This is a genomic window from Tumebacillus avium, from assembly GCF_002162355.1.
Lineage (GTDB): Bacteria > Bacillota > Bacilli > Tumebacillales > Tumebacillaceae > Tumebacillus_A > Tumebacillus_A avium.
On sequence record NZ_CP021434.1, the window covers coordinates 3,207,127 to 3,233,777 of the forward strand.

The following is a 26,651-nucleotide window of genomic DNA, read 5'->3' on the forward strand; positions in this document are numbered from 1 at the left end:
AGAAACGACAAAAGATGCTCTCCGGAGTGTCTTTTTTTGCGTAAATCGACATAGAACAAAAGTAGTATCAAAATTGCATCGAAAAAGGCAAATTTCTAGCAATCTCTCATATACATGAAGTTACATGCGGGGATGATTCTTGGGAGACGGAGGATGAGACCTGGTGACAAGGTACGGGAGATGGTGGCGGCAGACCGGCAGACTTTGTGAAGTGTTGTTGATCGGGACAGCCCTGTACTACCTGTTCCAACATCCGATTGCGGGTGTGGCCGATTTCTGGCTGGTGCTGTTGCTTGCGGTTCCTCTGATCGCGTTGACCGTGCTGTTTCCTGTCACGCTCCCGTCGATGCTGGTCAGTTTGGAACTGGTTTTTACGTTTTATCTGGTACTCAGCTTTGATGCAGCGACAACGCTGTGGGTCAATTTTATCGGGGAGCTGATCGCCTCGCTGCTGATGCTGCGCGGGACGCGGAAGATGGCGGTGCTGCTCAATCCGGCGCTCAAGGTGCTGTGTCTGGTCGCTGGGTACGCCGTGTTTGCGCTGGTGACGGAGTATGTGTTTGACGGGCAGGTCTCGACAGGCTATACGGTGGCCAAATTGATCACGGTGGCGGCGGTGTTCTTTTTCTTCAATCATTTGATCATCAATCTGATGCTCTTTTTGCAGACGTCGCATTTTAAGCTCAAGACTTGTTTTGACGCGGTGCGCTGGGAGTCGCTCGTTTATCTGATCGTGTTGCCGCTGGCGTTTTTGGGCTATGTGATGGAGCCGTATGCGGGCATAGCCACTTTGGCGATCTTGATGGTGCCGGTGGCGATTTTGACCTATATGATCCGCTCGTTTAACCGGCTGCAGTGGGCAAACCGCATCAATCAGACCTGTATGGAGCTGGCCGGTTCCAAAGAGTTGCGCGTGATCTATAAACGGACATTTGCGATGGCGCAGGAGTTCACCGATTCGCCGAGCGGCATGTTGCTGGAACTGCAGGGAGACGGTACCTACCGCGGGGCAGATCCAGAAGGCCGGGTGGTCGAGCAGTTGACCCATCCATTGCTGCAGATGACGGCCGCGTCCAATCAGGTGCAGATCCTGCATAATGCCGACAAGAGCGGCTTTGGGCTGCCAGGCGTGGAGGCGAGGTCGGTGATGCTGATCCCGCTGGTCGGGCAGACGAACGTGTTTGGCATCATCTGTTTGTGGAAGCTCAGCTCGCACGGTTTTCGCAAAGCGCATCAGGATCAGCTGCGCTTCCTGGCCAGCCAGGTGTCGATCATTTTGGATCGGAATCATGTTTATGAGGAGCTGGAGCGGGCGGCAGTGACCAACAAGCTGACCGGACTGTACAACTATCAGTTTTTCTATGATCAACTGAATCACCGTTTTCAAGCGGCCCAAGTGCGGGGGACGATCTCTGTCTGCTGATTTTTGACATCGATCATTTCAAGAAGTACAACGATATCTACGGCCACACCGTCGGCGATGAGGTGCTGCGCCAGGTCGCCAGGGAGATCAAAGCGGTGGTCGAGCCGTCCGATCTGCTGCTGGCTAGGTACGGCGGGGAGGAATTTGTGGCGATCGGCCGGATCAGCACGGCAGAGGCGGTGCAGCTTGGCGAAGCGGTACGGCAGAGGATCGAGCACCACCAGTTTGTGTACCAGGGGCATACGGTGAAAAACATCACCATCTCCGGCGGCATCGCGCACCTTGGGGAGCATGATGCGCTCTCCCCAAGCGATCTGCTGGAAAAAGCGGATCAGGCGCTGTACTGGGGCGCTAAAGAGATGGGGCGCAACCGAATCGCCATGTATCAAGGGGAGTATGATCAGCGCTTGTTTGTCGATAGTTTGACCGGGCTGCACACGACCCATTACCTGCGCCGCAAACTGCGTACGCTCTGTGAGCAGGAGAACCATTTTCCGATCTCGTTCCTGCTGGTCGACATTCGCGGCATGCGGCGGATCAATGAACGCTATGGATTTGAGATCGGCAATCAGGTGCTGGTCGATGCTTCGTACGTGCTGAAGCGGACGATGCGCACCGATGACGTGATCTGCCGCTGTCTCGATGATGAGTTTCTCGTCGTCGTCAAAGGCCTTAGCGATTGCGAGATCGAACTGGTCGAGGTGCGCATCGCCGAAGCGTTTGCCGTCCACACGTTCCCGGCGATCGGCCTTACGGTCACCTGCGATATCACGGTGATTCAGATGCAGTCGCGGGAGGAAGAGGCGCACATCTTCGAGCGCATCGACGGCTCGCGGGAGCACTATGAGCAGTCCAGTTGAGACCCGGAGGAAACTCCGGGTCTTTTTGCGCGCCTGGAGGTACAATGAGGGTAACGAGTCTCAGGATGGGATGTGGAGATGGATGAAACGGTTCAGCGTGGAGGTCGACGGACAGGCGGTGCGGATCTATGAGCAGCCGAGCGCGGATGGGCAGACGGTGGTGTTTTTGCATGGCGTTGGCAGCACGGGCAAAGTGTGGGCGTACCAGATGCGGGGGCTGAAAGCCTGCGGTCGGATGCTTGCGGTGGAGGTGCCCGGGTTTTCCGGCGTCGGCGAGCTGCCGGAGACGATCAGGGAGCTGAGCGACCTGGCGCCGTTTGTGCTGCGTGTGCTGGACGCAGCAGGCGTGAGAGACGCGGTCTGGGTCGGCAACTCGCTGGGCGGGCGGATCGCGCTGGAGGCGGCGCTGTGCGCTCCACAGCGGGTGCGCGGGCTGGTGCTTGTCGGCAGCGCGGGCGTCAGGCTGCCTGGCGTTGAGGTGCCGAGACTTGCGGATTTGCCGCAGGAGGAGATGGATCGCCGGCTGTTCTGCCAGCCGGAGCTGTTCCATGCCCTGCAGACGGAGCAAAGCCGGGAAGCGACCTCCCAAGCGCGTGCCTTGTATGACCGCCTGGCAGCCGTGACGCGGACGATGGACCTGCGTGAGAGGCTGAGCGAGGTACAGGCCCCGACGCTGGTCATCTGGGGGCGGCACGACGGCGTGATCCCGCTTCCGATCGGCGAGAAGGTCGCCAGCGGCATTGCCGGTGCAGAGCTGCTGGTGCTCGACCGCTCGGCACATGTCCCGCAGATCGAACAGCCGGAGCGGGTGCTGGATGCGATCTTGCGCTTTTTGGGAAAGTTTGGGGAGCAGGCTGAATAGGTTGGAAGGTGAAGAGTTGTACGAGGCAGGTGGTGACGCCGATGACCGTTCGCGGACAGCTGGAAGAGCAAGTGTTGCTGAAGCTGGAGGAAGCGGAGAGGTACTTAAAAGCGATGCGGGAAGAGCGGCTGGACGTGGACGATCCGCGTTTTCAGGAATGGCAGCGCGGGGTGGGCTTGCTGCTCTGGTTCGCATTTGGCGAGCTGTCTCCCCATACGCGCACCTGGCAGCGGGTGCATGCGGCCGACGCCACTGCGCACGTCTATTACAGCCGGCTGTCGGGCTGTTTGCACCGGGCGCGGAAACGGGTGGCGCAAAGCGGTCTGCCCAACCCCTTGTTGTCCGCGCCGGAAGGGGTGCTCTTGCCGGCGTTTTCGATCAACCGGAGCTATTGGCGGGACGGAATCGCAGAGCAGGCGCGCTGGCGCTTGTTTTTTGCGGCTGAGCGTGATGCGCGGGGAAAGCTGTAGGCGGATCGGCAAACATGCTTCTACCTGGCGCCGGGCGGGCGTACTGTAGGTAGGGGAGGTGAGACGATGGAGGCGCTGCGGAAGTGGATACGCAAAGTGATGACCGGGGTGGCTGCCTTTTTGCTCGTCGCTTGGCAGACGCTCGGCTCGATCGATCTGTCACACCATATGATGCTGCCGTTTGGCGGCCCGTACTCGTACATGTGGACACAGCAGGGCCTGCGTGTTTCGATGGACGATCAGGAACAGATCGCGCGCACCGAAGAAGAAGTGCGCGAGGAGCGGATTCGCATGTCGGCCGCTCGGGAACGCGCAGATGAGCATGAAAAAGCCGCTTCGTAATTGAAGCGGCTTTTCTGATGAGTTTATGTTATGCTTTTTTCGGAGAGAGCGGCTCTGCATCATGGATGAAGCCGATGACCGGAGCGTGCGGGAGCGGCTCAGCGTCATGGATGAAACCGATGACCGGAGCGTGCGGGAGCGGCTCAGCGTCGTGGATGAAGCCGATCACCGGGGAGAGCGGCTCTGCATCATGGATGAATGCGGTTTCTTGCGCGTTAGAGCCGAAGCCCACAGCAACGACAGATGCAAACAGAACTGCGGTAAGAAGTACTTTTTTCATAATAAGATCCCCTTGTCTCTAAAATAGTTTTGTATATACTGTTGGGTTTCTTCCAGAACTTCTGTAGAAGATTTATAATCTCCCAACTTTTTGAACAAGTCGCTGACATGCAATCTCAGCTTGTGATAGTCGTGCACCATCTCCAAGAGGCGGAAGATCTCCGCGCTTTGCAGAGCTGCTTCGATCGCCGCTTCGTACTCATGGCGAAACGCATGCAGAAGCGAGCGCACGTTGTAGCACTGGGCGTGATACTTGGAGTCGGGCTGGCAGAGCGCAAACGCCTCGTCGAGGTGTTGTGAGGCTTCTTCGTCCCGCTCCAGCCGGATCAGCACTTTCGCGATCTCGGCGTGATTGTTGGAAAGCAGCTGGTCAAGTCCCAGCTCTACATATTGCCGGGTGCACTCCTGCAGGATTTCCAAGGCGGCTTCATGTTCGCCGAGCTCCCCGCGCAAGATGGCGAAGTTCTCTTTGACCATGATCGAATACTGGATGTGATCGAGGCTTTTAAACAGCGTCATCGCTTCCTGCCAATATTCCTGTGCCTGCTTGTACTCTTTTTTACCGTAATGCGACCGCCCCAGACCCAGATAATTGGTGGCGAGGTGGTACAGGTTGGACGAGTTTTTTAACAGGTCCTGCGAGTTGAGGAACAGATCGGTCGACTGGTCGTAATGGCCGAGGCGGTTGTAAGTGACCGCCAAGTTGGTCGTGATCTCCGCTTTCAGGAACGAGTCCTCAACGCCCATTTCAAGCAGCGAGTCATACGCGCGCTGCCAGTAGTGCATCGCCAGCGACAGGTTGTGCTGCTTGAAGTAGACAAGGCCCAGCCGGTGCAGCGCCCAGACGTGTGCGCGGTGATCGTCCGCTTTTAAGGACATCGTCATGACTTTCTCCAACAGCTCTTTGACAGAGGTCAAATTATTCAAATGAATAAAACATGTCGATACGTCCATCAGCAGGTCGAGTTCATCCCCGGCACCTGTCGCGAGCAGATTCTCCAAAATCGGAACCGCGTTCGCATATTCTTTTGCTAAGATAAACGTCTTGGCAAGCTTGTGGGAAGTGGAATGCTCCAGATACTCCCCGGTCTCGGTCAGGAAATAGTCGAGGGGAACCTCAAGACGTTCCGCGATGCCGCAGAGCAGTTTGTAAGACGGGTTGATCTTGTCCGCCTCAATCTGCGAGATCGCGCTGGCGCTAACCAAACCTTCGGCGAGCTGGCTCTGGGTCAGTCCCTTTTCCTGACGCCGCTGCCTGATCTTCTGGCCAAGAGATTCCATAGGTGTCCTCCAGTGTCTATCGCTTTCTGAGACCTATTATATAAGGATCATTATGCAAACGAAAGAGAGATTTAGTTATAAATTTTAATAACGTTAACGTGATGGTTCATGGATTGAGCAAAAATAATGAAAAGCATCGAATATAAGTGAGGGGTGTCAGGTTATCTGACATCTCTTTTTTCTTCATACAATCCCCGGTCTGTTCATATGTATCGAAGTAGGACAAACGTTTAGGGGGAAGTCATGATGCTACATATCGTGGTCTGTGTTAAACAGGTGCCGGACTCCCGGGAGATCCGCATCGACCCGAAGACAAACACCTTGATTCGCGACGGGGTGCCGGCGATCGCTAACTTTTACGATATGCATGGACTGGAAGAGGCGCTGCGCATCAAAGAAACGACAGGCGCCAAGATCACCGTGGTCTGCATGGGGCCGCCGCCCGCTGAGAAGTCGCTGAAACAATGCATTTCGCTTGGCGCTGACAATGCGGTGCTCGTCACTGACCGCGGCTTTGCAGGTGCCGATACGCTCGCCACCTCTTACGTGCTGGGCTTAACGATTCAAAAAGTGTCAGAAGAGTTTGGCCCGGTCGACATCGTGTTCTGCGGCAAGCAGACCCTCGACGGCGACACCGGGCAAGTGGGACCGGGCATCGCCTGCCGCCTCGACTTGGAGCAGTTGACCTACGTGTCGAAAGTGGAACACATCGACGTGGACAACCGCCGCATCACCGTCCAGCGCCTGCTCGAGGACGGGGTGGAAGTGGTGCAGACGAAAATGCCCGTTTTGATCACGGCGCTCAAAGAGCTGAACAAAGTGCGCCGCGCTCCGCTGCCGGGCATGATCCGCGCGGCGCAGTTCAAGCCGGTGATTTGGACAACCCAAGACTTTCCGGGCCTCGACCGCACCAAGATCGGCCTGAAAGGGTCACCGACGATCGTCGCCAAAACGTGGGTGCCGGAAAGCAAACAGGTCAACACCGAGTTCCTGGAAGCGGATACGCCGGGCGGCGTGGCATCGGCTGTCGTCGAGAAACTCTGGGCAACCGAACTGCCGGCACGCTTCGGCTGGTAAACCAAGGGAGGTGTCATCGAACATGGCAGAAGAGAACAAAAAGAAAAGCGCGCCGGACGATATGCCGGACTGGTCGGCCTATCGCGGCGTGATGATCTTTATCGAACAGCGCGCCGGAAGCGCGAAAAGCGTCTCCTGGCAGCTGCTTGGCGAAGGGCGGAAGCTGGCCGACAAGCTGGAGGTCGATCTGATCGCCCTCGTGATCGGGCATGGGACGGAGCAGCTGACAAAGGACGCGATCGCGTACGGCGCAGACCGCGTGTATGTCGCCGACGCGCCGGAACTGAAAGATTACCGCACCAGACCGTATTCGCGGGTGGCGTTGCACGTGATCCGCGAAGTGAAGCCGGAGATCGTGCTGTTTGGCGCGACGGCGACCGGCCGCGACCTGGCGGGCGCGATCGCCACGCATCTGCCGACCGGCCTCACCGCCGACTGCACGATCCTCGACGTGGAGCCGCATCCGAGCCGGTTGCTGCTCGCGTCCCGCCCTGCTTTTTCCGAAAAGATGCTGGCGACGATCCTCTGCAAACAGTACCGCCCGCAGATGGCGACCGCACGAGCCGGGGTGTTCGAAGCGTTGCCGTATGACGCCGCCCGCGGAGGCGAGGTCCACGCCATTCCGTCGCTGATGGACGAAGCGGAGATCGAAGCGCAGGTGCTGCAGTTCATCGAAGCGACCGAACGCTTCGATATCGAAGAGGCGGATGTCATCGTCGCCGGCGGACGCGGACTGGGCGGTCCCGAGCCGTTTAAATTGCTGCAGGAGCTGGCCGACGCTTTGGGCGGCGTGGTTGGCGCATCGCGTGCGGCGGTCGATGCAGGCTGGATCAAGCACGCGCATCAGGTTGGGCAGACCGGCTATACGGTGCGCCCGAAACTGTACATCGCCGTCGGCATCTCCGGCGCGGTGCAGCATGTGGTCGGGATGCAAAACTCCGATTGCATCATCGCGATCAACCGCGACAAAGACGCGCCGATCTTCAAGGTGGCGAACTACGCGATCATCGGCGACCTGTTCAAGATCGTCCCGGCGCTGACCGCAGCGGTCAAAGCGAAGCGCTCCGCCGGCAAACAAATTCCGCAAGAAGTCGCCGACTAGGAGGGGAAGAGGACATGGAAAAATTTGATGCCGTCATCGTCGGCGCAGGTCCTGCCGGAGCAGCAGCGGCGCTGACGATGGCACGCGCGGGGCTGTCGGTCGTGCTGCTGGAGCGCGGCGAGTTTCCGGGATCGAAAAACGTCTTTGGCGGTGTGCTCTATCGCAAGCAGCTGGAGGACATCGTGCCGGAGTTCTGGAAGGAAGCGCCGCTTGAGCGCAAGATCATCGAACAAAACCTCTGGATCATGGGCAAGGATTCGGTGACGAAACTCGGTCACCGCAACGAAGGCTTCAAAGACCCGGCGAACTGCTGGACCGGGATGCGCGTCAAATTTGACCAGTGGTTTGCGAACAAAGCGGTGGAAGCGGGCGCTCTGCCCGTCTACGAGACGGTGGCGCTGGAGTTGATCCGTGAGGGCGGCAGAGTGGTAGGTGTGCGCACCGACCGCGAAGCGGGCGACCTCTACGCCGATGTGGTCGTCATCGCCGACGGCGTCAACTCGCTGCTCGGCAAGTCACTGGGCATCCACAAAGAATGGGCGCCCGATCAAGTGTCGCTGGCCGTCAAAGAGCAGATCTTCCTGCCGAAAGAAAAGATTCTCGACCGCTTCGGCCTCGAAGGCGATGAAGGGGCGACGATCGAGTTTGCCGGGGAGACATCGCTTGGCATGACCGGGCTTGGTTTCTTGTACACCAACAAAGATTCGATCTCGCTTGGCATCGGCGTGATGGTGTCCGACCTGAAAAAAAGCAGAATTAAGCCATACCATCTGCTGGAGGAGGTCAAAAATCACCCGGCGATTCGTAAACTGATACAAGGCGGTGAGACGAAGGAGTACGCGGGCCACCTGATTCCGGAAGGCGGCTTGGCGGCGGTGCCGCAGCTGTCCGGCGACGGCTGGGTCGTCTGCGGCGATGCGGCGCAGCTGATCAACTTCGTCCACCGCGAAGGCACCAACCTCGCGATGACATCGGGCCGTTACGCGGCGGAAGCGATCATCGCGGCCAAAGAAAAAGGCGACTATTCCAAAGCGTCGCTGTCCATGTATGACCGCAAAGTGGCAGAGTCGTTCATCCGCAAAGACCTCAAGAAATATCAAGGCCTGCACGGACTCCTGAACGAAATGGATCCCAAGCTGCTCTTCTCCGATCTGCCCAAAGCGATCAATGCGGCCGCATTTGAAATGCTGAAGGTCGACGGCAAGAGCAAGGCGGAGAAACAGCGCTTTGCGATCGATCATATCAAACAGACGGCCGGCGGCACGTGGGATCTCGTCAAGCTCGGCTGGAAAGGATGGAGGGCGATCAACGGATGAGCGACAACAAAGGAGCGACGATCGAAGAGAAGCTGTATACGATCCGCTACAAAGTGGACGATATCTCGCATTTGATCATCAAAGACCAGCAGGTCTGCGCCAAATGCCCAACCAAGGAGTGCAACGATTTTTGCCCGGCCGACGTGTACTCGTGGGCTGACTTGACCACGCATGTGGCGTTTGAAAACTGCATCGAGTGCGGCACCTGCCGCATTGGCTGCCCGGACTACAACATCGAGTGGGTCTATCCAAAAGGCGGCCACGGCATCACCTACAAATTCGGTTGAGCAAAAAAGGGCTCTCGTTTCCAGCGAGGGCTCTTTTTTGTTAAAATAAAAAGACTACATACTTTATCGCACACTTTGGAGGAATCGCAGATGGCAATCCGCACCGAACAGATCACAACTGAACAACAATATGAACAGGCGCTGGAGATCCGCATGGTCGTCTTTGTGCAGGAGCAGAACGTTCCGCCGGAGATCGAAGTGGATGAATACGAAAACGAAGCGATCCACGTGCTCGCCTGTGATGAAGCGGGCCATCCGGTCGCAACGGGCCGGATTCGCGCTTATACGGATGGCGCGGGCAAGATGGAGCGCATCGCCGTCAAGAAAGAAGGGCGCGGCCAAGGATATGGAGCTGCTGTCATGCATAAGCTTGAAGAAATCGGGCGCGAACAGGGCTTTACCAAATTCATCCTGGAAGCGCAGACGCACGCGGAGCCGTTTTATGAAAAGCTTGGCTACCAAAACATCTCGGACGAACCGTTTTTGGATGCGGGCATCTGGCATGTGCGCATGGTCAAAGAAGCCTAGCAGCAAGTTCGCAGCGTGATCACGAGACGGGAAAAGAAAGGGGGCGAGGGGATGAACAAGAACCTGATGGTATTTTGGCTGTCCGCTTGCTTCGTCTTTGGTCTCGACCGGGTTACAAAAGTGTGGGCGGAACGCACGCTGGCGCTGGGGGAAAAGGTGCCGGGCATCGAGGGCTGGTATGAGTGGTCGCTTTATTACAATCCGGGCGCTGCCGGCGGCATTTTCAGCGGGCACGTGGAATTTTTGATCACCGTTTCCGCCTTGGCGGTGTTCTCGCTGGTCTGGTTTATGAAAAAGGGAGAGCATGACAGCAACGCCTGGCTGCAGATCGGGCTGGGCCTGATGCTTGGCGGCGCGCTCGGCAACCTGTTTGACCGGGTGTTCTACCACCATGTGATCGACTTTATCAACCCGATCGGCGAATCGTACATCTTTAACATCGCCGACAAAGGCATTCGCTGGGGCTTGTACCTCGGACTGGTGGGACTCTGGCTGTCGCGGCGCAACTTGAAGCGGGCAGCGAAAAAGCAAGTCTCGTCATCGGAGCGCACGCTGGAGCAATAATTTAGGTTGTCAAACTGTGCCAAATTGGTGTATACTGACAACAACTATTTTAGAGAAGGAGGTGAAGGTAGGATGAATACTCAATTCGTCAACAACCAATTAGCTCAGATGCCAGTGGAAATTCTGGGCAAATTTGCGGATGTAACATGTAACGGGACCAGTCTGCCCCTTTTTAACCGATTAGTTGTTGATGAAAATGAGAAATGACTCCTGCCTTTACCACAGACGGATGGTGAAAGGGCCGCGGGGAATTTTCCCTGCGGCCCTTTTTGTGTATTCATTCGGGGGCGGAGCATCACCCGAGGAGGAAGTTTACAATGATCGTTAGCGTACAACACGTTCAAAAATATTATGGTGCCAATCTGGTTTTGTCTGATGTGACGTTGGAGATTAAGCAAGGAGACCGCGTTGGGCTGATCGGGCGCAACGGGGAAGGGAAAACCACTCTGTTCAAGATGATCAGCGGGGAGCAGAACTATGACGGCGGACAGATTCACATCCGCAAAGGCACGAAGATCGGCTGTTTGGCGCAGATTCCCGACTACGGGGATGAGACGACCGTCTATGAGGTGATCGCGCGGGCTTATACGGAGCTGCGCGCCTGCCAGCGCCAGATCGCAGAGCTGGAAGCGAAGATGACCGACCCGGCCGTCTATGCAGAGGAAGCGAAGCTAAATGCGGTGCTGGCCCAGTATGACAAGGCGCGCGAACGCTTTGAACGCGAAGGCGGCTATGAGATGGAAGCGAACATCGAGCGCGTCGCGAACGGCTTGCGCGTGCCGCCGGAGCAGTATCATCGCCCGTTTGCCTCTCTGTCCGGTGGGGAGAAGACCAAGATCGGGCTGGCAGCCTTGCTGTTGGAACAGCCGGATCTGCTGTTGCTCGACGAGCCGACCAACCATTTGGATATGAAGGCGATCGAGTGGCTGGAAGGGTACTTGAGCGATTATTCTGGCACCGTGGTGATCATCTCGCATGACCGCTATTTTCTGGACAAAGTGGCGACCAAGGTGATCGAGATTGAGGACGGCGAAGCGTTTACCTACCACACCAACTACAGTGGGTACCAGCAGGAAAAAGAAGACCGGCTGCTGCTGGAATTTGCCCAGTATCAGGAACAGCAGAAAAGAATCAAGAAGATGCAGGAAACGATCAAGCGCCTGTACGACTGGGCGCGCCGCAACCCGCAGAATCCGAAGTTCCACCGCCAGGCTGCATCGATCCAAAAGGCGCTCGACCGCATGGAGAAGCTGAAGCGTCCCAAGCTCGACCAAGAGACGATGGAACTGCAGTGGAAAATGAAAGACCGCTCCGGCGAGCGTGTCGTGGTGATCGAAGAAGCAGCCAAGAAGTTTGGCGAGCGCACCTTGTTCCAAGGGGTCAGCGATGTGCTGACCTATGGCGAGCGCGTGTTTTTGATCGGCGACAACGGGGCGGGCAAAAGCACCTTGTTCAAAATGATTCTCGGTAACGTTGCGCCAAGCGCCGGAGGAGTCAAGCTCGGGGCGCGCGTGGAGGTCGGGTATCTGGCGCAGGAACAAGCGCCGCAGGATGAAGAGAAGACCGTCCTGCAGTATTTTAAGGAAGAGGTGCGGATGGAAGAAGGGCAGGCGCGCGGGCAGTTGGCGCGGTTCCAGTTCTTTGGCCCGGATGTGTTCCGCATGGTGAAAAATCTCTCTGGCGGCGAATGGAGCCGCTTGCGTTTGGCTTTGCTGATGTTCGAGAAGCCCAACCTACTGTTGCTTGACGAGCCGACCAACCATCTGGACATCGTCTCCCGCGAGGCGCTGGAAGAAGCGCTCGACGAGTTTCCGGGGACCTTGTTGGTGATCTCGCATGACCGCTATTTTATCAACCGTCTCGCCAGCAAGATCTGGGCGCTGGAAAACGGCGGGCTGACGCGTTATTTGGGGGACTTTGATTTTTATAAAGAAAAGACGGCCGATCTGCTCCCGGCGGCACCAGCAGCACCGGCTGTGGCTCCCAAAGAGGCTGCAAAAGAGGTTGCCAAACCTCCTGTCGTGGAAGAGAAGAAGGTCAATCCGTACCAGAAGGCTAAAGTAGAAGAGAAGATCGCCGAACTGGAAGCGCGTTTGAAACAGCTCGACGCCGACCTCCTCGACCCGGCAAACGGGACCGATTCGGCCAAGTTGAACGCTTTGTTTGCCGACCGCGATGCGGCGCAGGCGGAGCTCGATGCGGCACTGGAAAAATGGATGGAGTTGGAAGCGTGATGAGAAAAAAGGGCATCGCTTTGCTGGCGGCCGCACTGCTGCTGTCGGGCTGCTCACAGGCTGAGCCTGCCTCGGAGCAAGAGGAGATCATCCTCTCAGCGGCTGCGAGTCTGGCCGGGCCGCTGGAGACGCTCAAGGCTGATTTTGAACAAGAGTATCAAGACATAAAAGTGACGATCAACCTCGGCGCATCGGGCACGTTGCAGAAGCAGATCGAGCAAGGCGCGCCGGCCGATCTGTTCTGGTCGGCAGGCAAGGTGCAGATGGATGCGCTGGAGCGGCAAGGGCTGCTGCTTGAGGGAACCCGGCGCGATGCGGCGGTCAATCAACTGGTCTTGGTGGTGAAGGAGTCAGCGGCAGACTCCTTTGCCGGCCTTGCCGACCCATCTGTGAAAAAAGTCGGCCTGGGCACCCCGGAAACTGTCCCTGCCGGCAAATATGCGCAGGAAGCGTTGACCTTCTATGGCATCTGGGACGCCGTGCAGCCGAAAGCGGTGTTTGGCAAAGACGTCAAACAAGTCCTGACCTATGTCGAGCGCGGCGATGTGGATGCCGGTCTCGTCTACCGCTCCGACGCACTCTCTTCTCAAGAAGTCAAAATCTCCGCCGTCGCCGAGCCCGCTGCCCATTCTCCAATCGTCTACCCGCTGGCGGTGCTGAAAAACAGTAAACATCAGGAGACAGCACAACAGTTGCTCGACTATCTCAGCAGCGCAGAAGCGCAACAGGTGCTCAAAAAGCATGGCTTCGCCCAAGACTAGCCTAACGGCAACGCTTTGAGAATCTTGAGAAGCTTGAGAAGGTCTTAGGGCGTCTTGATTTGATTGCACGACTTCAACCTCTACAGAAAGGACGGATGTATCTTGGCCGAGTCATTTTGGTTGCCGGTCTGGCTCTCGTTGAAAGTTGCAGGGTGGGCGACCTTGATCACCGTCCTTGTTGGCACGGTGGCCGGGAAGTGGATGGCACGTCGGGAGTTTCGGTTGAAGACGGCCGTTGAGTCTTTTCTCATGCTCCCGATGGTCATGCCGCCGACCGTCGTGGGTTTTGGCTTGCTGGTGCTGCTCGGGCAGACGGGACTGGGGCAATTTTTCCCCGGCGGGGGAATTTTGTTTACGTGGTACGCCGCTGTGATCGCAGGCTCCGTTGTCGCCTTTCCGCTGATGTATCAGGCGGCGAAAACAGGATTCGAAGTGGTCGACCCGGAGCTGGAAGCGGTCGCCACAACTTTTGGCGCCAACTCCTGGCAGGTGTTTTGGCACGTCACCTTGCCGCTGGCCTGGCCGGTTTGGCTGTCCGGGGTCTTGTTAAGTTTTGTCAGAGCTTTGGGTGAATTTGGCGCGACGCTGATGGTGGCAGGGAACATTCCGGGCCGCACGCAGACGCTGCCTTTGGGCATCTATAACGCCGTGGAAAGCGGCCGCGACGGGCTTGCTTGGGCATGGGTGGCATGCCTGTTTCTATTTTCCTTCGGCATGATGTGGTTGATCAGACGGCTTGGGGCAAAAACTATTTAATGCCCGGGTCGTCTTTCTTTGTGTTTTTGTAGTGGCACGAATTTAAATTCTATGGCAGAATGGGAAAAGTGTGTCTCTATGGAATAGAGGTAGGAGGAAATTATGAAGCATCAAGAAGCTCTTCGAAATATTGCGATTATCGCCCACGTTGACCACGGGAAAACCACCCTCGTCGACAAGCTCTTGCAACAATCCGGCATTTTCCGTGCCAATGAACAGGTCTCCGAACGCATGATGGACTCGAACGATCTGGAACGCGAACGCGGGATCACGATCCTTGCGAAAAACACTGCCGTACGCTACGGCGAGTACATGATCAACATCGTTGACACCCCGGGCCACGCCGACTTCGGCGGCGAAGTGGAACGGATCTTGAAGATGGTTGACGGCGTGCTGCTGGTCGTTGACGCATTTGAAGGCGTCATGCCGCAGACCAAGTTCGTGCTGCGCAAAGCGCTTGAGCAGAACCTCAAGCCGATCGTTGTCATGAACAAAATCGACCGTCCGACCGCGCGTCCGGAAGAAGTTATCGATGAAGTCCTCGGACTGTTCATCGAACTCGACGCCAACGACGAACAGCTGGAGTTCCCGGTGGTTTACGCATCGGCGCTCAACGGCTATGCAATGCTTGACTACAACAACCCGGGCGAAGACATGAAACCGCTCTTTGAAGCAATCATTGAACACATCCCGTCTCCGGATGTTGATCCGGAAGCACCGCTGCAACTGCAAGTCAACATGCTCGACTACAACGATTACCTCGGCCGCATCGGCATCGGCCGCGTACACCGCGGTCAAATCAAGGTGAACGAACAGGTAGCGGTGATGAAGCGCGACGGCAAAGTAGAACGCCAGCGCGTCGTGAAGCTGTTTGGCTTCCAAGGCCTCAACCGCATCGAAATCGAGCAGGCGGAAGCGGGTGACCTGATCGCGTTCTCCGGTCTGGGCGAACTGAACGTCGGCGAAACGATCTCCGACCTCACCACCCAGGAAGCTTTGCCGCTCTTGCACATCGATGAACCGACCCTGCAGATGACGTTTATCGTCAACGATTCTCCGTTCGCAGGTCAGGAAGGCAAGCACGTCACGTCCCGCAAACTGCGTGACCGTCTGTTCCAGGAGCTGGAAACTGACGTGTCGATGCGCGTAGACGAAACCGACTCCCCGGATGCGTACATCGTCTCCGGCCGCGGTGAACTCCACCTGTCGATCCTGATCGAGACCATGCGCCGCGAAGGATACGAACTGCAAGTATCCAAGCCGCAGGTTATCTTCAAGGAAATCGACGGCGTGAAATGCGAGCCGTACGAGCACCTGCTGATCGACGTGCCGGAAGACCACATGGGTTCGGTCATGGAGCGTCTTGGCCTGCGCAAAGCAGACATGACCAACATGATCAACTTCGGCAACGGCAACGTGCGCCTTGAGTTCCTGATCCCGGCGCGCGGCCTGATCGGCTTCCGCACCGAGTTCCTGACCATCACCCGCGGCTTCGGGATCATGAACCACACCTTCCACAGCTACATGCCGTCCAAAGGCTCGATCGAAGGCCGTCACATGGGCGTGCTGGTCGCTGCGGAAACCGGCACCTCCAGCACCTACGGCATCGAAGGTCTGGAAGACCGTGGCGTGATGTTCATCCACCCGGGCACCGAAGTGTACGAAGGCATGATCGTCGGCGAGCACAACCGCGACTCCGACCTGACTGTCAACCCGTGCAAAACGAAAGCGGCGACCAACGTCCGTTCCGCTACGAAAGACGACACGACGCGCCTGAAAGTACCGCGCATCATGTCGCTGGAAGAAGCGCTTGAATACCTCAACGACGATGAGTACTGCGAAGTGACCCCGAAATCGGTTCGTCTGCGCAAGAAATATCTCAAGAAGAACGAGCGCGATCGTGCCGACAAGGAAAGAAAATGGGCGAAAGTAAACGGGTAACCGTCGATTTTTGCAACGGCAATCTGATGTCCTTCACGCAGGAGCTGTTTTTGCGCCTGCGTGAGGAGCATCCGGATTGGACCGTCTCGCGCTATGGCTGCCTCACCAACTGCGGGGAGTGCGCCGTGCGGCCGTTTGCCTTCGTCGAAGATGAGATCGTCACAGGCGGCGATTTGGAGGAGTTTGAAGCCAAACTGTTCGCCCTGATCGAGAAAAAGACCCTGACATGATGTCAGGGTCTTTTTCTGTTTGTGATGCTGGTGACGACGTTAGGCCATTTGTTCGTCCATGCTGACAAGAGGTACTGCCTCTTTTGCTCGTTGACGACCCGCCTCAAGCCAATCCTCTTCCGCGAGATGGTTCGCCGCCACCAGATCCTCGTTCCAACTTGCGACAATGTCGCCGATGCGAGAATGCGTGGTATGCACTGCAATACCCCCTTATGGTTGGAATCGAAGCATACTTCGTTCCACTCGGTAGAATGTGATAAAGCCGGGTTTCCTATTCGTCACAGAATCTGGCCCCCCACGTATGGGAACAGGCAAAAGATGCTATAATGACTTGTAGAAAGTCTTGGCAACACAAGGCTTGCAGCTCGATGGAAAGGGGTTCACAAGGATGGCTGAACAAGTATCAAACCAACTGTCGGAGGAACTGGTGAGTTTTCTGCAAGGGGAGCAAATCGTACTGCTTGCGTCCATCGATGCGGAGAACGGTTCGCCCAATCTCCTCTGCATCTCCTGGTTGCTGGCCACCGACCCGACCACTCTTCGACTGGCGATCGACGGCCGCTCCAAGCTGCTGCAGAACATCGCCAAAGATGACCGCGTGACCGTGACGGTGCTGGGTCTTGGCACGGCGACCGCGGTGACGGGTCGCGCAAACAAGTACGTTGACAAGTTAGAGGACGTGGCATTGAACATGGCCGGCGTGGAAATCAAGGTGGAAGCTGTCCGCGACGTGATGTTCTACGGCGGCAAGCTCACGCAGGAGCTGGCCTATGAGAAAACGTATGACAAGGCGCTGGCCGAAAAATATGATGCGGAGATCTTTGCCGCCTTGCGCAGATAAATGCAGGAGTGTCATTTGAGAGAAAGCGGGCAGTCTTCTGCAACAGGAGGCGTGCCTTTTTTTCCAAGGGATTGGTATACATAACATGTCTTTCACTGAGGAGGGACGTATGATGGAGAAGCCGTTTTCGTATCCACTGACGATGAAGAATGGCAAGGTGTTTGACGCGGCCGGGAAGGATGTCACGGAGCTGTATCAGGAGTACAAGCAGTCTGAAGCTGCTGAGAAGATGGTGTCTGCGCTGGAAAAATTGGCGCAGGTCAAGCAGCAAACTCTGCCGACCAAGCGTATGCTGTTTATTGACACAGCATACAAGTACTCGGCAGTCATCGAAACGTTTGTCGGCGACGACCTTTCGGAACGTCTTAATTTAGCTTATGCCGGCAAGGTTGAAGAAAATGAGTCGGGCGAATGGTATCTCAACAAAATGAACCGCAAGATCATCGAGATCGAAAGCCTCGCCCAATTGTACAGTCTCGTCTCGCGCGGCGACATCACGATGGACATGGCGGAGATTGCGTGGGATAACCGCGAATCATGTTTTTATATGATCAAACGCTAAGCACAAAAGGTAAGTAGGTCACTTTTCGAAACTGTACATTTGCGCGCATATCGGGTATGCTGAAGAGGTACTATTAGTAGAGGAGGTGGAGTCACATGGTAACCTTGACCGAATCTGCTGCAGAGAAGGTTTCTGGCCTGCTGGCTTCGAAAGATAACCCGAACCTTGCACTCCGTATCTTTATCAAATCCGGCGGATGCTCTGGCTTCAGCTATGGCATGGCGCTTGATGAGAAAAAAGACAATGACGCTCAATATGAGCTGAACGGCGTGAAAGTGGTTGTTGACGAGATGAGCAGTCAGTACCTCCAAGGCGCAGTTGTAGACTACGTAGATTCTTTGATGGGCGCGGGCTTCAAGATCGAGAACCCGAACGCAGCTTCGACTTGCGGTTGCGGTTCTTCGTTCCGCACCGCAGGCGATGCCGGCCAACCGGGCGCTTGCAGCTAATCCCGTGCAACAAAAAAGCACCCCGCAAGGGGTGCTTTTTTTGTTTTGCTTACTTCGCAGCTTTTGCCGCCGCGATCGCCGCTTCGTAGTTCGGGTGGTTGGTCACTTCGGACACGTATTCCACGTGCACGATCTTGTCGCTGGAGTCCACAACAAATACGGAACGAGCGAGCAGGCGCAGTTCTTTGATCACAACGCCGTATGCCAGACCGAAGGACAGGTCGCGGTGGTCAGAGACGGTTTGCACCTTGTCGATGCCCGCAGCGCCGCACCAGCGGCCTTGTGCGAACGGCAGGTCGACCGAAACGGTGAGGATGGTGGTGTTGGTCAGGTTCGCAGCTTCTTCGTTGAAACGGCGGGTCTGCGCGTCGCATACGCCGGTGTCAACAGACGGAACGACGGAGATGATGCGCACGGTGCCTTTGGAGTCATCGAGCGTCACCGGGGTCAGGTTGTTCGCCAGCACGGAGAAGTTCGGAGCCTGGTCGCCCACTTTTACTTCGGTGCCTTGCAGGGTGACCGGGTTGCCTTTGAAAGTGATGCCTTGACGTTCAGTTGCAGTCGTCATTGAAAAAGCCCTCCTTGAGATCTTCTGTTTGATTTATGTACATGTCCTATCATACCCAACTGGAAATTAAGTAACAAGCCCGCCGTTTGGCGAAACGACCTGTCCGGTGATAAATGAGGAGGAAGGCAGAGCTAAAAAGCGCACGAGACCGGCCACATCCTGCGGCGTTCCGATGCGTCCGACCGGCGTTTCTTCGGCGATCCGTTCGAGGTCTTCCGCGCTGAGATGGGCCAGCATGTCGGTCATCACAGCGCCTGGCGCCACGCAGTTGACGGTGATGCCGGAGGGGCCGACCTCTTTGGCAAGCGCTTTGGTGAAAGAGATGATGCCGCCTTTAGAGGCGGAATAGGCCACTTCACAGGAACCGCCGGTGATGCCCCAGATCGACGAGAGGTTGATGATCCGCCCGTACTGTTTTTGCACCATGTGCGGCAACACCGCTTTGGCGCACAAAAAAGGCCCCCGCAAGTTGGCGTTCATCATCTCGTCCCACTCATCGACGGTTGTGTCGAGCAGCAGGCCGGTTCTGGAGATCCCGGCGTTGTTGACGAGAATCTGCGGCGAGCCAAAATTGACGCAGGTCGCCTCGATCAGATGGGCGGCCTGATCGGGGTCGCTGAGGTCGGCGCGCACGGCAAGCGATTTGACATCATAACGGCGGCAAGCTTCGACCGTCTCTTCGGCAGCTTGGACCGACCGGTTGTAGTTGACGATAACGTTGGCACCCGCTGCGGCCAGCGCGATGGCGATGGCCCGTCCAATGCCGCGCGAGGCGCCTGTCACGATGGCGTTGGCGCCTCGAAGCGGCTGTTGTTCGAATGTGTTTGTGTTCATGGGCTGCACTTCCTTTTGGCACGAAATTCGTACCACCGATTGTACCACATTCTAGTGGAAGTGCAGGGATGGTTCGACGGGGAGTTCGATCTCCTCGACAAAATCGCTGAGGATCGTGTTGAACGCCCCGCAGGTGCGGGTGGCGACCGCATGGTTGGCGCCTTCGATCACGGAGATCTGCGCGTTTGGCATCTGCTCGGTAAACTCTTTGGCAAAAATTTCGTTGGCGCGGTCTTTGTTGCCGTAGACGAACAGCACAGGGCACTTGATTCTGGCGACCTCCCGCGTGGTCAGAAAGTGCTCGGAAGCGCGCATGATGCGCAGGGCTTCTTTGGGCTCGGCGCGTTTGGCGATGCGGTAGAAGAAGCCGCGCTGGACGACGTTTTTCGCGTTGCTCTGCGCGACGGCGTAGGCCATCAGCTTGTGCATCCGTGCGCCGATCAGCCATTTGGAGAGGTTGTTTTTCATCACCATCTGCACGCCGTGCACGCGGGCGTAAGCGCCGACCAGACAGAGCCCGGCGACCATCTCGGGATGGTCGAGGGCGAACTGCTCGGCGATCAGCGTGCCGGAGGAGTAGCCGACGAGAAACGCTTTTTCGATCTTCAGATGGCGGCAGAGGGCGAGCAGATCACCGCTGAGGTCTTTGATTTCCAGCGGGCCGTGCGAAGTTCCGGTGCCGCCGTGGCCGCGAACATCGTAGGTGATCACGGTGAAATTTTTTTTGAAAACAGGGACTTGGCCGAGCCAGTTTTGGTGGTTCAGGCCAAGTCCGTGGATGAAGATCATCGGAAAGCCGGCACCGATGATCGTGTAGTAATGCGAGATGCCTGCATGTTCAAAACGGGGCATCGGTGCGTCCCCCTTTACTTGCTGTTTTCCGAATTTCCGTCTTCCGGCGGCTGGGAGTTGTCCCGCGACCGGGTGGCCGGATCGTAGAGGTCATAATTGCCCAGCCCGATGTTCGGGTCGATCCAGTTCTGCGGAGACAAAGGCGCGACCGGGTCGAGTTCATAGCCGTCCTGGGCCGGAATGGTGCGTTCGTTTTGCGGGAAGGCAGGGAATTGCGGAAACTGTGCGTTCTGGCTGTCATCGTCTCGTTTCTGCTCTTCCGGCGGCGAGTACAGCTGTCCCTGTGTGATGATGCCTTGCCTGCCGACCCCGATGTCGTTCGTGACCGTCATCTGCTCCGCTGTCTCCTGCTGGGCATCGCTCTGGGCGGCATATTGGATATCGGCGTCCGTCTGCGCTACATACTGCGTGTTTGGCTCGACCGGAATGCCTTGCAGGTCGGGCAAGTCGTGCTGCTCGTTGATGCTGGCAGCCGGTGCTTTCGGGGCATCCTGCAAAATGCGCAGCGAACTTGGGATCTCCTGCGTTTTCGGGCGGGGCGCATCCGTTTCCGCTACATAACGAGTGTCGGCATCGGACGGGATGTAACGCACTTCTTCCTGCTCCGGCACACTTTCTTCCTCATTGATCGTCATGCGCGTGACTTTGCCGCCGTGTTGCTCCATAATATTGGAAGCGAAGTCTGCTTCCTGCGGAGAATACGTATCGACCGACAGGAAAAACGAACCTTGCTGCTCACGTTCTGCGTCAGGCTGATTTTGCCGGCTGCTCTGTTGACCTTGCTGTTGCCGGCTCTGCTGCTGTCCTTGCTCTTCCTCGCGCTCCAGACCCATCTGGGCGCTCATGTAGTGCCCAACCGTGTCCCCGACCGCAAGTCCCGCTACAGGACCGCCCGACAATACCGGACCTAAGCCCGGCACGAGAAACGCCACCGCGCCCAAGGCAATGCCGCCGATCTCCGACAGGCTTTCGACCATGTTCGCTTCTTCCAGGCCGCCGCGAATCTCAAAATTTTCGCCGCTCTGCCCCTGAATCGACGTTGTTTCTTCCGTCTTTTGCGCAGGGTTGGAAGCCATGATCGAAATTCTTCCTGTAAAATAAGGAGTCAAGTCCTTGACGCAATCATGAACAGTTGTATACGATTGAAAATGAGTGATGATTCGTTCATTTTTCATTTTCCTGATCACCTCTTCATGCGGTAGGTTTCCCATCGCAACGGACAACTACACATACAGGAGGACATATCCATGTTCCGTAAAATTTTGATCGCCAACCGCGGCGAGATCGCTTGCCGCGTCATCCGCACCTGCAAGCTGCAAGGCATCCAGACGGTCGCCATCTACTCCGAAGCGGATGCTGAAGCGCCGCACGTACAAATGGCGGACGAAGCGTTCCTCGTCGGCGAACCGCAGGTGGCCAAAAGCTACCTGAACGTCGACCGCATTCTCGAAATCTGCAAAGAGACCGGCGTGGAAGCGATCCACCCGGGCTATGGCCTGCTGTCCGAAAACACCGGCTTTGCCAAGCGCGCTGAAGAAGCGGGCATCACCTTTATCGGCCCGTCTGTGGAAGCGATTGCAGCGATGGGTTCGAAGATCGAATCGCGCAAAGCGATGGAAGCGGCCAACGTCCCGGTCGTGCCGGGCATCACCCGTCCGCTCGCCGACGAGGAAGAAGGCGTGCAGGTGGCCAATGAGATCGGCTACCCGGTCATGCTGAAAGCATCGGGCGGCGGCGGCGGCATCGGCATGCAAGTCTGCAACTCCGACGACGAACTGCGCAAAGCATACGGCGGCAACCAAAACCGCGCCAAGCAGTTCTTCGGCGACGACGCGATGTACATCGAGAAATTCGTCGAAGAGCCGCGCCACGTTGAAGTGCAGGTTCTCGCCGACAAAGCGGGCAACACCGTCTACCTGTGGGAGCGCGAATGCTCGATCCAGCGCCGCCACCAAAAAGTCGTCGAAGAAGCGCCGTCCCCGTTCCTCGATGCTGAACTGCGTCAAAAGATGGGCGAAGCGGCCGTGCGCGCTGCGAAGTCGATCGGCTACAGCAACGCGGGCACGATCGAATTCCTCGTCGACAAGCACCGCAACTTCTACTTCCTCGAGATGAACACCCGTCTGCAGGTGGAGCATCCGATCACCGAGGAGATCACCGGCCTCGACCTCGTCGCGGAGCAGCTGCGCATCGCTTTTGGCGAAGAGCTCGGCTATACCCAAGACGACATCAAGCTGGACGGCCACGCGATCGAAGTGCGCGTCTATGCGGAAGATCCGAAGACGTTCTTCCCGAGCCCGGGGCAGATCACCCGTTTCGAAGCGCCGCAGTTTGATTTTGTGCGCAACGAACTGGCGGTAGGACCGAACTCGAAAGTCACGCCGTTCTACGACCCGATGATCGCCAAGCTGATCGTGAAGGGGAAAGACCGCGACGAAGCGATCGCCCGCATGCAGCAGGCGCTCGAGCACTACCATGTCGAAGGCATCAAGACCAACATCCCAATGCTGCGCGAAGTATTGGCGCATGACGCGTTCCGCGCCGGGGATACGACCACCGATTTTGTGGCAAAACACATTCAGAAAAAATAAAAGACGGCATCGCAGCCAAGGAGGAGCTATACAATGACAGAAATCGTAGCAAGCATGGCAGGTAACGTGTGGAAAGTACTCGTCAAAGCAGACGACACCGTAGAAGAGGGGCAAGACGTTGTCATCCTCGAATCGATGAAAATGGAGATCCCGATCGCAGCAGACTTCGGCGGCAAAGTTGTCGAAGTAAAATGCGAAGAGGGCGGCTTTGTCAACGAAGGCGACGTGCTCGTCGTTGTAGAAGACTAATCGAAAGAAGTTGATCGTCCATGAGCAAAAACTGGCCGGCTGCCGTCACGATCAAAGAAGTTGGACCCCGTGATGGTCTGCAAAACGAAAAAGGCATCGTCAAGACGGAAGACAAGATCGCCTGGATCAACCATTTGAGCCAGACCGGGCTCAAGCACATCGAGATCACCTCGTTCGTCAATCCGAAATGGATTCCGGCGCTCGCCGATGCCCTCGAAGTGGCGCAGGGCATCACGCGCGTCGACGGGGTGACCTACTCGGCGCTCGTTCCGAACCTGCGCGGTCTGGAAGGCGCCTTGCAGGCCAATCTCGACGAGGTGGCCGTCTTCATGTCGTCCACCGAGCTGCACAACAAAAAGAACATCAACAAAAGCATCGACGAGACCTTCCCGGTGCTCAAAGAAACGGTCGACGAAGCGCTGCGAGCGGGCAAGATCGTCCGCGGCTACCTCTCGACCGTCTTTGGCTGCCCGTACGAAGGGGCGACCGATGTCAAGCAGGTGGCGTACGTTTCGGAGAAGCTGCTTGAGATGGGCATCCACGAGCTGTCTCTCGGCGACACGATTGGCGTTGCCAACCCGCGTCAGGTGCAAGAGGTGCTGGAAGTTCTCTTGAAGACCATTCCGGCTAACAAAATGGCGATGCATTTCCACGATACGCGCGGCACGGCGATGGCCAATGTCCTCGCTTCGCTGGAGATGGGCATCACCACTTTTGACGGTGCTCTGGGCGGCCTGGGCGGCTGTCCGTATGCGCCGGGCGCATCGGGCAACCTGGCGACAGACGACCTGCTGTACATGCTGCATGGAATGGGCATCAAGACCGGCGTGGACAGCGACCGGATGATGGAAGCGGCGAAGTTTATCCAAGACAAGATCGGACGCCCGCTGCCCAGCCATGCTCTGCAGGCGGCAACTGCCGTTTGCGAATCGTAAGGAGACGGGGGAGGAGAACTCATGCCATTTGATCCGAACATCCGCAATTTCCGTGAAACGCCGCTTGCCGATGACCGCAAAGGGCTGGTCAAAACGGAGATCAGCGCAGGCATCGCCACCGTGACGCTCAACCGCCCGGAAGCGGCGAACGCATTTTCCGTGGAAATGCTGGAGCAGTTTATCGATGCTCTGTACACGCTGAAATTCGACCCGGAAGTGCGCGTGGTGATCATCACCGCTGTCGGCGAAAAAGCGTTCTGCGCCGGCGCCGATCTGATCCAGCGCGGGCAGATGGATCTGACCCAAGCCCGCCAGCACATCAACCTGATCCGCTCGGCGGTTAACGAAGTTGAAGCGCTGCCCCAACCGACGATCGCAGCGATCAACGGCGTGGCGTTTGGCGGCGGCACGGAGCTGACCTTGGCGGCCGACTTGCGTATCGCAGCGGAAAACGCCAAGTTTGGCTTGACCGAAACGGCCTTGGCGATCATCCCGGGCGCAGGCGGCACGCAGCGCCTGCCGCGCTTGATCGGCGTGGCCAAAGCGAAAGAGCTGATCCTGACCGCCCGCCGCATCGACGCAGCCGAAGCGGAGAAGATCGGACTGGTCAATTACGTGGTGGCGCAGGAAGAGCTTTTGAACAAAGCGAACGAACTGGCCCGCGAGATCACCAAAAACGGTCCGCTTGCTGTGCGTCAGGCCAAGCTTGCGATCAACAAAGGCGTCGAAGTCGACCTCGCCACCGGACTTGCGATCGAACAAAACGCGTACGAAGTGATCATGCCGACCCAGGACCGTCTGGAAGGCTTGAAAGCGTTTAAAGAAAAACGTCCGCCGGTCTACAAAGGCGAATAACAGCCGCACGTACCAGCCGCAAGGAGGAGAGACAAGGATGTCTTTTGATAAAACATTGCAAGAGCGCCTGGAGAAAATCCAGCAAGGCGGCGCTCCGAAGTACCACGAGAAAAATGCTGAGCAGGGCAAGATGTTCGTCCGCGACCGTCTGCGCATGCTGTTCGATGATGAATTTGTGATCGAAGACGGCGCATTCGCCAATTTCATGGCGGGCGACCTGCCGGCTGACGGCGTTGTCACCTGCCTCGGCCGCATCCATGGCCGCACCGTTGCCGTGATGGCGAACGACTCCACCGTCAAAGCAGGTTCCTGGGGTTCCCGCACGGTCGAGAAGATCATCCGCATCCAAGAGACGGCGGAGAAGATGAACATTCCGATGATCTACCTGGTCGACTCCGCAGGCGCGCGCATCACCGACCAGATCGAGATGTTCCCGGGCCGCCGCGGTGCGGGCAAGATCTTCTACAACCAAGTGAAATTCTCCGGCCGCATGCCGCAGATCTGCGTGCTGTTTGGCCCGTCCGCAGCAGGCGGCGCATACATACCGGCATTCTGTGACATCGTGATCATGGTCGACAAAAACGCTTCGATGTACCTCGGCTCCCCGCGCATGGCGGAGATGGTCATCGGCGAAAAAGTCACCTTGGAAGAGATGGGCGGCGCGCGCATGCACTGCCAGATCTCCGGGGTTGGCGACTTGCTGGCGAAAAACGAGGAAGATGCGATCAAGCAGGCTCGCCAATACCTGGGCTACTTCCCGCAAAGCTACGCAGAGCACCCGCCGGTTGCGGACAGCAAAGACAGCGCAGAGTTTGAAAAAACGCTCGGCGAGATCATCCCGCAGAACCAAAATGCTCCGTTCAACATGCTCGACCTGATCAACCGCCTGATCGACGAAGGCTCTTGGTTTGAAATCAAGAAGCTGTTCGCGCAGGAGCTGCTGACCGGTCTGGCCCGCATCAACGGCAAAGTGGTCGGCATCATCGCCAACCAGCCGAAAGTAAAAGGCGGCGTCCTCTTCGTGGATTCCTCCGACAAAGCGGCGAAGTTCATCACCTTGTGTGATGCGTTCAACATCCCGCTCCTGTTCCTCGCCGACGTGCCGGGCTTCATGATCGGCACCAAAGTCGAGCGTGCCGGCATCATCCGCCACGGCGCGAAGCTGATCTCGGCGATGTCCGAAGCGTCCGTGCCGAAGATCTCCGTCGTCGTCCGCAAAGCATACGGCGCCGGTCTCTACGCGATGGCAGGCCCGGCCTTCGAGCCGGACGCGTGCCTCGCCCTCCCGACCGCATCGATCGCCGTCATGGGCCCGGAAGCGGCGGTCAACGCCGTCTACGCCAACAAGATCGCTGATCTCCCTGAAGAAGAGCGTGCCGCCTTCATCGAAGCCAAGCGCGAAGAATACCGCCAAGACATCGACATCTACAAGCTGGCCAGCGAAATGATCATCGACGCCATCGTTGACCCGAACGAACTGCGCAACGAACTGATCAAACGCTTCGAGCTGTACAGCTCCAAATATGCGCCGTTCACCGATCGCAAGCATCCGGTGTATCCGGTTTAACAGACATAGAAAAATCCCCTTCTCCTGCGAGAAGG

At 57.2% G+C, this 26,651-nt stretch carries 32 protein-coding genes; 25 read left to right on the plus strand and 7 right to left on the minus strand.

Annotated elements, in window-relative coordinates; all coding sequences use genetic code 11:
• Nucleotides 1-163 precede the first annotated feature (163 nt).
• From CBW65_RS15490 to CBW65_RS15510, 5 genes are all read left to right on the plus strand, one after another.
• Entirely contained in the window at nt 164-1,423 is a 1,260-nt protein-coding gene (locus tag CBW65_RS15490) for a GAF domain-containing protein (RefSeq protein ID WP_157721978.1), read from the plus strand.
• Nucleotides 1,424-1,458: 35 nt separating this feature from the next.
• A complete protein-coding gene (locus CBW65_RS15495; protein WP_232463543.1) occupies nt 1,459-2,283 on the plus strand; it encodes a diguanylate cyclase domain-containing protein in 825 nt (274 codons plus the stop codon).
• An 82-nt stretch (nt 2,284-2,365) separates the two neighbouring features.
• Complete coding sequence (locus CBW65_RS15500; protein WP_157721980.1) at nt 2,366-3,145, plus strand: alpha/beta fold hydrolase; 780 nt, start codon at nt 2,366-2,368, stop codon at nt 3,143-3,145.
• Between the two features lie 41 nt (nt 3,146-3,186).
• A complete protein-coding gene (locus tag CBW65_RS15505) occupies nt 3,187-3,615 on the plus strand; it encodes a hypothetical protein (protein ID WP_087457617.1) in 429 nt (142 codons plus the stop codon).
• 66 nt (nt 3,616-3,681) lie between these two features.
• A complete protein-coding gene (locus CBW65_RS15510) occupies nt 3,682-3,957 on the plus strand; it encodes a hypothetical protein (protein WP_087457618.1) in 276 nt (91 codons plus the stop codon).
• 28 nt (nt 3,958-3,985) lie between these two features.
• On the opposite strand, the gene CBW65_RS15515 is transcribed toward CBW65_RS15510, so the two are convergent.
• Together CBW65_RS15515 and CBW65_RS15520 are read right to left on the minus strand one after the other, a co-directional pair.
• Nucleotides 3,986-4,237, minus strand: a complete 252-nt coding sequence (locus CBW65_RS15515) for a hypothetical protein (RefSeq protein WP_087457619.1) — start codon at nt 4,235-4,237, stop codon at nt 3,986-3,988.
• Nucleotides 4,234-5,517, minus strand: a complete 1,284-nt coding sequence (locus CBW65_RS15520) for a helix-turn-helix transcriptional regulator (RefSeq protein ID WP_087457620.1) — start codon at nt 5,515-5,517, stop codon at nt 4,234-4,236. The genes CBW65_RS15515 and CBW65_RS15520 overlap by 4 nt, the downstream gene beginning before the upstream one ends.
• Nucleotides 5,518-5,760: 243 nt before the next feature.
• Between CBW65_RS15520 and CBW65_RS15525 the strand changes: the two genes are divergently transcribed.
• The 12 genes from CBW65_RS15525 to CBW65_RS15575 all read left to right on the plus strand — a co-directional run bounded on the left by CBW65_RS15525 (nt 5,761) and on the right by CBW65_RS15575 (nt 16,313).
• Nucleotides 5,761-6,594 (plus strand): electron transfer flavoprotein subunit beta/FixA family protein, encoded by an 834-nt coding sequence (locus tag CBW65_RS15525; protein ID WP_232463343.1) that lies wholly within the window; start codon nt 5,761-5,763, stop codon nt 6,592-6,594.
• A 22-nt stretch (nt 6,595-6,616) separates the two neighbouring features.
• Nucleotides 6,617-7,696, plus strand: coding sequence for an electron transfer flavoprotein subunit alpha/FixB family protein (locus CBW65_RS15530; RefSeq protein WP_087457622.1), 1,080 nt, complete (start codon nt 6,617-6,619; stop codon nt 7,694-7,696).
• A gap of 14 nt (nt 7,697-7,710) precedes the next feature.
• A complete protein-coding gene (locus CBW65_RS15535) occupies nt 7,711-9,012 on the plus strand; it encodes an FAD-dependent oxidoreductase (protein WP_087457623.1) in 1,302 nt (433 codons plus the stop codon).
• Nucleotides 9,009-9,299 (plus strand): ferredoxin family protein, encoded by a 291-nt coding sequence (locus tag CBW65_RS15540; RefSeq protein WP_232463344.1) that lies wholly within the window; start codon nt 9,009-9,011, stop codon nt 9,297-9,299. Before CBW65_RS15535 ends, CBW65_RS15540 begins: the two co-directional genes overlap by 4 nt.
• 90 nt (nt 9,300-9,389) lie before the next feature.
• Nucleotides 9,390-9,827, plus strand: coding sequence for a GNAT family N-acetyltransferase (locus tag CBW65_RS15545; RefSeq protein WP_087457625.1), 438 nt, complete (start codon nt 9,390-9,392; stop codon nt 9,825-9,827).
• Nucleotides 9,828-9,878: 51 nt separating this feature from the next.
• The gene (gene lspA / locus CBW65_RS15550; protein ID WP_087457626.1) at nt 9,879-10,391 is read left to right on the plus strand and encodes a signal peptidase II; all 513 of its coding nucleotides are present in this window, start codon (nt 9,879-9,881) and stop codon (nt 10,389-10,391) included.
• 72 nt (nt 10,392-10,463) lie between these two features.
• Nucleotides 10,464-10,598 carry a hypothetical protein gene (locus CBW65_RS25130; RefSeq protein WP_269767945.1) on the plus strand — a complete coding sequence of 45 codons (135 nt, stop codon included), beginning with the start codon at nt 10,464-10,466 and terminating at the stop codon, nt 10,596-10,598.
• Between the two features lie 110 nt (nt 10,599-10,708).
• Nucleotides 10,709-12,625, plus strand: a complete 1,917-nt coding sequence (abc-f, locus tag CBW65_RS15555; RefSeq protein WP_087457627.1) for a ribosomal protection-like ABC-F family protein — start codon at nt 10,709-10,711, stop codon at nt 12,623-12,625.
• Nucleotides 12,625-13,386, plus strand: coding sequence for a molybdate ABC transporter substrate-binding protein (gene modA / locus CBW65_RS15560; RefSeq protein ID WP_087457628.1), 762 nt, complete (start codon nt 12,625-12,627; stop codon nt 13,384-13,386). The genes abc-f and modA overlap by 1 nt, the downstream gene beginning before the upstream one ends.
• A gap of 99 nt (nt 13,387-13,485) precedes the next feature.
• Entirely contained in the window at nt 13,486-14,142 is a 657-nt protein-coding gene (modB, locus tag CBW65_RS15565) for a molybdate ABC transporter permease subunit (RefSeq protein WP_408646556.1), read from the plus strand.
• Nucleotides 14,143-14,244: 102 nt separating this feature from the next.
• A complete protein-coding gene (gene typA / locus CBW65_RS15570; RefSeq protein WP_087457630.1) occupies nt 14,245-16,083 on the plus strand; it encodes a translational GTPase TypA in 1,839 nt (612 codons plus the stop codon).
• Entirely contained in the window at nt 16,062-16,313 is a 252-nt protein-coding gene (locus tag CBW65_RS15575) for a YuzB family protein (protein WP_087457631.1), read from the plus strand. Before typA ends, CBW65_RS15575 begins: the two co-directional genes overlap by 22 nt.
• A gap of 39 nt (nt 16,314-16,352) precedes the next feature.
• Here CBW65_RS15575 and CBW65_RS24305 read toward each other — a convergent pair whose 3' ends face one another.
• Nucleotides 16,353-16,511, minus strand: a complete 159-nt coding sequence (locus CBW65_RS24305; protein WP_157721981.1) for a hypothetical protein — start codon at nt 16,509-16,511, stop codon at nt 16,353-16,355.
• A 190-nt stretch (nt 16,512-16,701) separates the two neighbouring features.
• Between CBW65_RS24305 and CBW65_RS15580 the strand changes: the two genes are divergently transcribed.
• The 3 genes from CBW65_RS15580 to erpA all read left to right on the plus strand — a co-directional run bounded on the left by CBW65_RS15580 (nt 16,702) and on the right by erpA (nt 18,165).
• Nucleotides 16,702-17,154 carry a pyridoxamine 5'-phosphate oxidase family protein gene (locus CBW65_RS15580; RefSeq protein ID WP_087457632.1) on the plus strand — a complete coding sequence of 151 codons (453 nt, stop codon included), beginning with the start codon at nt 16,702-16,704 and terminating at the stop codon, nt 17,152-17,154.
• A 112-nt stretch (nt 17,155-17,266) separates the two neighbouring features.
• Entirely contained in the window at nt 17,267-17,716 is a 450-nt protein-coding gene (locus CBW65_RS15585) for a hypothetical protein (protein ID WP_232463345.1), read from the plus strand.
• Nucleotides 17,717-17,811: 95 nt separating this feature from the next.
• Nucleotides 17,812-18,165, plus strand: a complete 354-nt coding sequence (gene erpA / locus CBW65_RS15590; RefSeq protein WP_087457634.1) for an iron-sulfur cluster insertion protein ErpA — start codon at nt 17,812-17,814, stop codon at nt 18,163-18,165.
• Between the two features lie 49 nt (nt 18,166-18,214).
• Here erpA and tpx read toward each other — a convergent pair whose 3' ends face one another.
• From tpx to CBW65_RS15610, 4 genes are all read right to left on the minus strand, one after another.
• A complete protein-coding gene (gene tpx, locus CBW65_RS15595) occupies nt 18,215-18,733 on the minus strand; it encodes a thiol peroxidase (protein ID WP_087457635.1) in 519 nt (172 codons plus the stop codon).
• A 66-nt stretch (nt 18,734-18,799) separates the two neighbouring features.
• Entirely contained in the window at nt 18,800-19,567 is a 768-nt protein-coding gene (gene ymfI, locus CBW65_RS15600) for an elongation factor P 5-aminopentanone reductase (RefSeq protein WP_087457636.1), read from the minus strand.
• Between the two features lie 51 nt (nt 19,568-19,618).
• Nucleotides 19,619-20,419 (minus strand): alpha/beta fold hydrolase, encoded by an 801-nt coding sequence (locus CBW65_RS15605; RefSeq protein WP_087457637.1) that lies wholly within the window; start codon nt 20,417-20,419, stop codon nt 19,619-19,621.
• A 14-nt stretch (nt 20,420-20,433) separates the two neighbouring features.
• Nucleotides 20,434-21,495 (minus strand): hypothetical protein, encoded by a 1,062-nt coding sequence (locus CBW65_RS15610; protein ID WP_087457638.1) that lies wholly within the window; start codon nt 21,493-21,495, stop codon nt 20,434-20,436.
• A gap of 171 nt (nt 21,496-21,666) precedes the next feature.
• On the opposite strand from CBW65_RS15610, the gene CBW65_RS15615 reads away from it, so the two are divergent.
• The 5 genes from CBW65_RS15615 to CBW65_RS15635 are packed head-to-tail and all read left to right on the plus strand — an operon-like array spanning nt 21,667 to nt 26,616.
• Nucleotides 21,667-23,010, plus strand: coding sequence for an acetyl-CoA carboxylase biotin carboxylase subunit (locus CBW65_RS15615; RefSeq protein ID WP_087457639.1), 1,344 nt, complete (start codon nt 21,667-21,669; stop codon nt 23,008-23,010).
• A gap of 33 nt (nt 23,011-23,043) precedes the next feature.
• A complete protein-coding gene (locus CBW65_RS15620; protein WP_087457640.1) occupies nt 23,044-23,259 on the plus strand; it encodes an acetyl-CoA carboxylase biotin carboxyl carrier protein subunit in 216 nt (71 codons plus the stop codon).
• Between the two features lie 20 nt (nt 23,260-23,279).
• Nucleotides 23,280-24,194 (plus strand): hydroxymethylglutaryl-CoA lyase, encoded by a 915-nt coding sequence (locus CBW65_RS15625; RefSeq protein ID WP_087457641.1) that lies wholly within the window; start codon nt 23,280-23,282, stop codon nt 24,192-24,194.
• A 21-nt stretch (nt 24,195-24,215) separates the two neighbouring features.
• Nucleotides 24,216-25,049 (plus strand): enoyl-CoA hydratase, encoded by an 834-nt coding sequence (locus CBW65_RS15630; protein WP_087457642.1) that lies wholly within the window; start codon nt 24,216-24,218, stop codon nt 25,047-25,049.
• Between the two features lie 37 nt (nt 25,050-25,086).
• On the plus strand, nt 25,087-26,616 hold the full coding sequence (locus tag CBW65_RS15635) for an acyl-CoA carboxylase subunit beta (RefSeq protein WP_087457643.1): 1,530 nt from the start codon (nt 25,087-25,089) through the stop codon (nt 26,614-26,616).
• Nucleotides 26,617-26,651 lie beyond the last annotated feature (35 nt).

What these genes read in the sequence shown, in the direction of transcription:
- CBW65_RS15500 (WP_157721980.1), top strand. Translation starts at nt 2,366, where the DNA reads ATGAAACGGTTCAGCGTGGAGGTCGACGGACAGGCGGTGCGGATCTAT.
- CBW65_RS15505 (WP_087457617.1), top strand. Translation starts at nt 3,187, where the DNA reads ATGACCGTTCGCGGACAGCTGGAAGAGCAAGTGTTGCTGAAGCTGGAG.
- CBW65_RS15510 (WP_087457618.1), top strand. Translation starts at nt 3,682, where the DNA reads ATGGAGGCGCTGCGGAAGTGGATACGCAAAGTGATGACCGGGGTGGCT.
- CBW65_RS15515 (WP_087457619.1), bottom strand. Translation starts at nt 4,237, where the DNA reads ATGAAAAAAGTACTTCTTACCGCAGTTCTGTTTGCATCTGTCGTTGCT.
- CBW65_RS15520 (WP_087457620.1), bottom strand. Translation starts at nt 5,517, where the DNA reads ATGGAATCTCTTGGCCAGAAGATCAGGCAGCGGCGTCAGGAAAAGGGA.
- CBW65_RS15525 (WP_232463343.1), top strand. Translation starts at nt 5,761, where the DNA reads ATGATGCTACATATCGTGGTCTGTGTTAAACAGGTGCCGGACTCCCGG.
- CBW65_RS15530 (WP_087457622.1), top strand. Translation starts at nt 6,617, where the DNA reads ATGGCAGAAGAGAACAAAAAGAAAAGCGCGCCGGACGATATGCCGGAC.
- CBW65_RS15535 (WP_087457623.1), top strand. Translation starts at nt 7,711, where the DNA reads ATGGAAAAATTTGATGCCGTCATCGTCGGCGCAGGTCCTGCCGGAGCA.
- CBW65_RS15540 (WP_232463344.1), top strand. Translation starts at nt 9,009, where the DNA reads ATGAGCGACAACAAAGGAGCGACGATCGAAGAGAAGCTGTATACGATC.
- CBW65_RS15545 (WP_087457625.1), top strand. Translation starts at nt 9,390, where the DNA reads ATGGCAATCCGCACCGAACAGATCACAACTGAACAACAATATGAACAG.
- lspA (WP_087457626.1), top strand. Translation starts at nt 9,879, where the DNA reads ATGAACAAGAACCTGATGGTATTTTGGCTGTCCGCTTGCTTCGTCTTT.
- CBW65_RS25130 (WP_269767945.1), top strand. Translation starts at nt 10,464, where the DNA reads ATGAATACTCAATTCGTCAACAACCAATTAGCTCAGATGCCAGTGGAA.
- abc-f (WP_087457627.1), top strand. Translation starts at nt 10,709, where the DNA reads ATGATCGTTAGCGTACAACACGTTCAAAAATATTATGGTGCCAATCTG.
- modA (WP_087457628.1), top strand. Translation starts at nt 12,625, where the DNA reads ATGAGAAAAAAGGGCATCGCTTTGCTGGCGGCCGCACTGCTGCTGTCG.
- typA (WP_087457630.1), top strand. Translation starts at nt 14,245, where the DNA reads ATGAAGCATCAAGAAGCTCTTCGAAATATTGCGATTATCGCCCACGTT.
- CBW65_RS15575 (WP_087457631.1), top strand. Translation starts at nt 16,062, where the DNA reads ATGGGCGAAAGTAAACGGGTAACCGTCGATTTTTGCAACGGCAATCTG.
- CBW65_RS15580 (WP_087457632.1), top strand. Translation starts at nt 16,702, where the DNA reads ATGGCTGAACAAGTATCAAACCAACTGTCGGAGGAACTGGTGAGTTTT.
- CBW65_RS15585 (WP_232463345.1), top strand. Translation starts at nt 17,267, where the DNA reads ATGGAGAAGCCGTTTTCGTATCCACTGACGATGAAGAATGGCAAGGTG.
- erpA (WP_087457634.1), top strand. Translation starts at nt 17,812, where the DNA reads ATGGTAACCTTGACCGAATCTGCTGCAGAGAAGGTTTCTGGCCTGCTG.
- tpx (WP_087457635.1), bottom strand. Translation starts at nt 18,733, where the DNA reads ATGACGACTGCAACTGAACGTCAAGGCATCACTTTCAAAGGCAACCCG.
- ymfI (WP_087457636.1), bottom strand. Translation starts at nt 19,567, where the DNA reads ATGAACACAAACACATTCGAACAACAGCCGCTTCGAGGCGCCAACGCC.
- CBW65_RS15605 (WP_087457637.1), bottom strand. Translation starts at nt 20,419, where the DNA reads ATGCCCCGTTTTGAACATGCAGGCATCTCGCATTACTACACGATCATC.
- CBW65_RS15610 (WP_087457638.1), bottom strand. Translation starts at nt 21,495, where the DNA reads ATGGCTTCCAACCCTGCGCAAAAGACGGAAGAAACAACGTCGATTCAG.
- CBW65_RS15615 (WP_087457639.1), top strand. Translation starts at nt 21,667, where the DNA reads ATGTTCCGTAAAATTTTGATCGCCAACCGCGGCGAGATCGCTTGCCGC.
- CBW65_RS15620 (WP_087457640.1), top strand. Translation starts at nt 23,044, where the DNA reads ATGACAGAAATCGTAGCAAGCATGGCAGGTAACGTGTGGAAAGTACTC.
- CBW65_RS15625 (WP_087457641.1), top strand. Translation starts at nt 23,280, where the DNA reads ATGAGCAAAAACTGGCCGGCTGCCGTCACGATCAAAGAAGTTGGACCC.
- CBW65_RS15630 (WP_087457642.1), top strand. Translation starts at nt 24,216, where the DNA reads ATGCCATTTGATCCGAACATCCGCAATTTCCGTGAAACGCCGCTTGCC.
- CBW65_RS15635 (WP_087457643.1), top strand. Translation starts at nt 25,087, where the DNA reads ATGTCTTTTGATAAAACATTGCAAGAGCGCCTGGAGAAAATCCAGCAA.